Raw genomic sequence first — 4,300 nt, forward strand, 5'->3', positions numbered from 1 at the left:
GGCCAGCGCGCGGGCGATCGCGACGCGCTGCTGCATGCCGCCGGAGAGCTGCCAGTGGTACTTCTTGCCGGCGCCCTCCAGCCCGACCTCGGCGAGCGCGGCCTCGGCCGCGGCGCGCCGCTCCTTCTTGGATCCGCCCCGGCGCTTCAGGGGCAGGGCCACGTTGTCGCGGACGGTCAGCCACGGGAACAGCGAGCGGCTGTAGTCCTGGAAGACGACCGCCAGGTCGTCCGGGACGCCCTGGACGGCGTTGCCGTTGAGCGTGACGGTGCCGCCGCTCGGACGGATCAGCCCGGCGATGCAGCGCAGCAGCGTCGACTTGCCGCAGCCGGACGGCCCGACGAGGCTGACCAGCGATCCGTCCTCGACACTCAGGGTCAGGCCGTCGATCGCGGTGTGCCCGTCGGCGTAGGTGTGGGTGAGGCCGGCTATCTCAAGCACGGGCGTCCCCTTCTCGGAGTTCTCGGTTTGGGAGGTCGGTCGGGAGGATCGTCCGCCCGACGCGCCGGCGCGCGGAACCGCCGGACGCGTCGGACGCACCGGTCAGTCCGCCGCCCGGCGGGCGCCCGCGTACCAGGCCAGCAGGCGGCGCTCGACCAGCAGGAACAGCGCGTTGAACAGGAATCCGAACACGCCCAGCATGACGATGCCCGCCCACATGGTGGGCAGTTCGAAGTCGCGCTGCGCGCCGATCAGCCGCGAGCCGATCCCCGCGGTGGACCCGATCAGCTCGGAGATCACCATCAGGATCAGCGCGAAGCCCAGGCTGGTGCGGAGCCCGGCGAAGATCTTCGGCATGGCCGCCGGGAGCACCACCCGCAGCAGCCGGCTCGGGGCGCGCATCCCGAACACCCGCGCCGTCTCCAGCTGGAGCGGGTCCACGGTGCGGACGCCGTCGGCGGTGTTGATCAGCACCGGCCAGACCACGCCGAACGCGATGGTGATGATCTGCATCGTCGCGCCGAGCTTGAACACCATGATGAAGAACGGCACCAGCGTCGGCGGGGGGACCGCGCGCAGGAACTGCAGGACCGGGTCGAGCAGTTCCTCCACCACCCGCGAGCGGCCGATGGCGACGCCGACGAGCACGCCCGCGACCGCCGCCAGCGCCCAGGCGGTGAACAGGTGCCCCAGGCTGGTCTTGAAATCGTCCAGCGCCCTGCTGGACAGCCAGAGGTGCGCGGCCGGGCCGTCGAACCACAGCTTGTGCAGGGCCTTGACGATGTCGAGGGGCGGCGGGAAGTACGCCTCGTCCTTGGCACTGCTGTACAGCTGCCAGGCCACGACCGCGGCGACGACCAGCCAGACCCGGGCGAAGGCGCCGCGCGCCAGCCGGACCGCTCTCATGAGACCCCCTCGGTGCGGGCGGAGTGCCAGCGGAACGCCAGCCGCTCCAGCCGCAGCAGGCCCGCGTTCGCGAGGAGCCCGAGCGCGCCCGCCCACAGGGCCCCCGCCAGCATGACGTCGGTGTTGCCGCCGCCGGACTGGCTCTGCATCAGGTACACGCCGATGCCGTCGCCGCCGCCGGCGGTCAGCTCGGCGCTGACCACCACGATGAGCCCGACGGACGCGGCGATGCGCACGCCGGTGGCGATGAACGGCGCCGCGCTGGGCAGCGCGACCCGCAGCAGGACCGACGGGGTGCGGAAGCCGAAGGCCCGCAGGCTCTCCTTGGCGACCGGGTCGACGTCCCGCAGCGCGTACAGGGTGTTGATGAGGATCGGCCACAGCGAGGCGTAGAAGACCAGCGAGGTCTCCGCCTGCGTGACCGAGCTGAACAGGATGGTGGCCAGCGGGATCAGCGCGACCGACGGGACGGGGCGGCACAGCTCGACGAGGGCCCTGGCCGCGGTGCCGAGGAACCGCACCGTGCCGAGGACGACGCCGATCGGGACCGCCACCGCCGTCGCGAGGAGAAGGCCGCCGGCCCAGGCGCGCACGGTGGCGCCCAGGCCGGTGGTCCAGTCTCCGTCGCCGGCCAGGTCGGCCGCCTTGCCGAGGACGGTCGAGGCGGGCGGCAGCGAGCTGTCGTCCACCAGTCCGGTCCGGCTGACGGCCTCCCAGGCCAGCAGTGCGCAGGCGATCCCCACGGCCCCGAGGCCGAGCCTGCGCGGGGTCATGAGCCGAAGGTCAGAGACTTGGCGTCGATCCGCGCGGACACGTACCCGAACTGCTGCATCAGGTCGGCGACGCGCTGGAGCCGGGTGGCGTTCAGCGAGGTCGGGTAGGAGCCGTAGCTCATCGTGCTGGCGATCTGCGGGGTGATGCCCTTGGCGTAGGAGGGCAGGATGTCCTGGACCATCTTGCGGTCGGCGGCCATGCCCTCGGCCTTGGCGAGCGCGCGCTGGAACGCGGCGGCCGTCTTCGGGTTCTTCTGCGCCCACTTCTCGGTGGAGGCGTACCCGGCGATCGGGAAGTCGGCGGTCGGGCCGGACGACAGGTCGGAGATGATCCGGGCGCCGGTGTTCTGCTGGATCTGGGTGCCGAACGGCTCGATCGCCTGGACGGCGTCCACGCTCTTGGACTTGAGCGCGGCCTCCATGTTGGGCGGCGGCACCTCGACGAAGTTCTTGTCCTCGTCCAGCGGGACGTTGGCGGGCTTGACGGCCGCGCGGACCAGCAGGGTCGAGATGTTCTTCTTGGTGTTGACCCCGATCTTCTTGCCGGCCAGGTCCTTGACGCTGTGGATCGGGGAGTCCTTGGGCACCACGATCGTGTGCGTCTTGGGTGCGCTCTGGAAGCCCTCAGCGATGATCTTCGGCTTGAAGACGCCCTTGGAGGCCGCGGTGAACAGCGACACGTAGTTGCCGAACGAGATGTCGAACTGGCCGCTGGACAGCTTCGGGATGGCCTCGGCGCCACCGTTGATGGTCTGGAGGCGGACCTTCAGGCCCTCCGCCTTGAACAGGCCCTTCTGGACGGCGATCTGCAGCGGCGCGGTGTCGGCGACCGCCATGGTGCCGACGGTGATCTCGGACTTCTCCAGGCCGTTGCTCGACTTGCTGTCGGAGCCGCCGCACGCGGCTGCGGAGACGGCCACGGTGAGGGCGAGGGCCCCGCTGGCGACAGCGTGGCGGTTGACTGCGGACATGTGTTGCTCCAGGAACGCGGGGAAGTCGGGGAAGGTGATCTTTCAACCGAGCGGGGAGCGTAGCGCACAGGTGTTGGGAGGAAGGGGGACAACTGAGGGTCGTTAATAGATTTGTAGCCATAAATCCCCCCAAAGCGGACAAGCAAGATCAAATCACCGTCCTCTGAGCGGAACCCGCCCGGCCTCGCCTACCAGTGGGTACGCGCCATTTCGTGACGCTCCGTGATCGGGTCGGGGTCCAGTGTCGCGCCATCCCTTCGGGGGCCTCGGCTTGGTTTCGGGTCGGTCTCGGTCTGATCTCGCGTCCGGTCCGAGGGGTTTGCGCCGATGGGCGTCGCCGTGCGGGTGCGGTGTCCCGCGTCCGCCGTGCCGGCGGCGATCCGGTGGTCCTGCCGTTGTCTTCGGCCGGTCCGCCCGACGGGCCGGTGCGCGGATTCGGGACGCGGCGCGACGACTGACCGGAAAGGCGGTAATGGGCGGGAGAGGGTCGGCCCCGGGAGTCGGGGTGAACGCGCTCCGGAGTGCCGTCAGTACGCGGAGTGCGGAGGGCCGGCGAGGACGTCGTCGCAGGTGAATTCGGTACAAACAGGACGTGACGCTCCCGCATCCGCGATCGTGAGCGGGAAGATCAGCAAGTTGCCCTCTCTTTTGCGACGATTCCCTTAATGTGCTCCAATGTCGGGCGCAGTGAGGGGCGGCGAGCAGCGGTGCCGCGCCCTTCGCCCGCCGGGGGCGCCGCCGTGACGGCGGCCGCTGGAAACGGCACTGTCAGTGAGAGGGTGTTAACGCCAAGTGCGCAAGCGATCGGCCGATCCAACGCGTGAGGCCCTTCCGACGGGGGAGGCCGCGCAGGAGGGCTCCCCCCCTGCGTCCGATCAGGGCGCCCAGGCGTCCGCTCCCCGGGATCCGGCGAACGCCGATCCGGGCGCCCGTGGCGGCGGGAGCCGCTTCCGCCTGCGCAACTGGCGGGTGAGCACGCGGCTGATCGCCCTGATCGCCGTCCCGACCATCGTCGCCGCGCTGCTGGCCGGCTACCGCGTGTCGGTCTTCACCAGCAACGCCGGCGACTACACGCGCATCGGCAAGATGGCGACGCTGAGTGACCGCCTCGCCGCGCTGTCGCACCAGCTGGAGGGCGAGCGCGACACCCTCGCGCTGCGCGCCGCCAGCTCCCGCGCGGTCTCCGCGGCGGACCTGCAGAAGCGCGAG

Annotated in this window: 5 protein-coding genes; 1 reads left to right on the forward strand and 4 read right to left on the reverse strand. The window is 70.8% G+C overall.

Annotation, left to right across the window (positions count from 1 at the left end; translation table 11 throughout):
• From AB0J52_RS29725 to AB0J52_RS29740, 4 genes are all read right to left on the reverse strand, one after another.
• The coding region (locus AB0J52_RS29725; RefSeq protein WP_500185903.1) for an ABC transporter ATP-binding protein at positions 1-441 on the reverse strand (441 nt) is incomplete at its 3' end.
• Between the two features lie 102 nt (positions 442-543).
• Positions 544-1,347 carry an ABC transporter permease gene (locus AB0J52_RS29730; RefSeq protein WP_500185905.1) on the reverse strand — a complete coding sequence of 268 codons (804 nt, stop codon included), beginning with the start codon at positions 1,345-1,347 and terminating at the stop codon, positions 544-546.
• Positions 1,344-2,120 (reverse strand): ABC transporter permease, encoded by a 777-nt coding sequence (locus tag AB0J52_RS29735; RefSeq protein WP_500185907.1) that lies wholly within the window; start codon positions 2,118-2,120, stop codon positions 1,344-1,346. Before AB0J52_RS29735 ends, AB0J52_RS29730 begins: the two co-directional genes overlap by 4 nt.
• Entirely contained in the window at positions 2,117-3,091 is a 975-nt protein-coding gene (locus AB0J52_RS29740) for an ABC transporter substrate-binding protein (RefSeq protein WP_500185909.1), read from the reverse strand. The genes AB0J52_RS29735 and AB0J52_RS29740 overlap by 4 nt, the downstream gene beginning before the upstream one ends.
• Positions 3,092-4,060: 969 nt before the next feature.
• Between AB0J52_RS29740 and AB0J52_RS29745 the strand changes: the two genes are divergently transcribed.
• The coding region (locus tag AB0J52_RS29745) for a hypothetical protein (protein WP_500185911.1) at positions 4,061-4,300 on the forward strand (240 nt) is incomplete at its 3' end.

The organism is Spirillospora sp. NPDC049652 (assembly GCF_040675125.1).
Taxonomy (GTDB): Bacteria; Actinomycetota; Actinomycetes; order Streptosporangiales; family Streptosporangiaceae; genus Spirillospora.

What these genes read in the sequence shown, in the direction of transcription:
- AB0J52_RS29730 (WP_500185905.1), bottom strand. Translation starts at nt 1,347, where the DNA reads ATGAGAGCGGTCCGGCTGGCGCGCGGCGCCTTCGCCCGGGTCTGGCTG.
- AB0J52_RS29735 (WP_500185907.1), bottom strand. Translation starts at nt 2,120, where the DNA reads ATGACCCCGCGCAGGCTCGGCCTCGGGGCCGTGGGGATCGCCTGCGCA.
- AB0J52_RS29740 (WP_500185909.1), bottom strand. Translation starts at nt 3,091, where the DNA reads ATGTCCGCAGTCAACCGCCACGCTGTCGCCAGCGGGGCCCTCGCCCTC.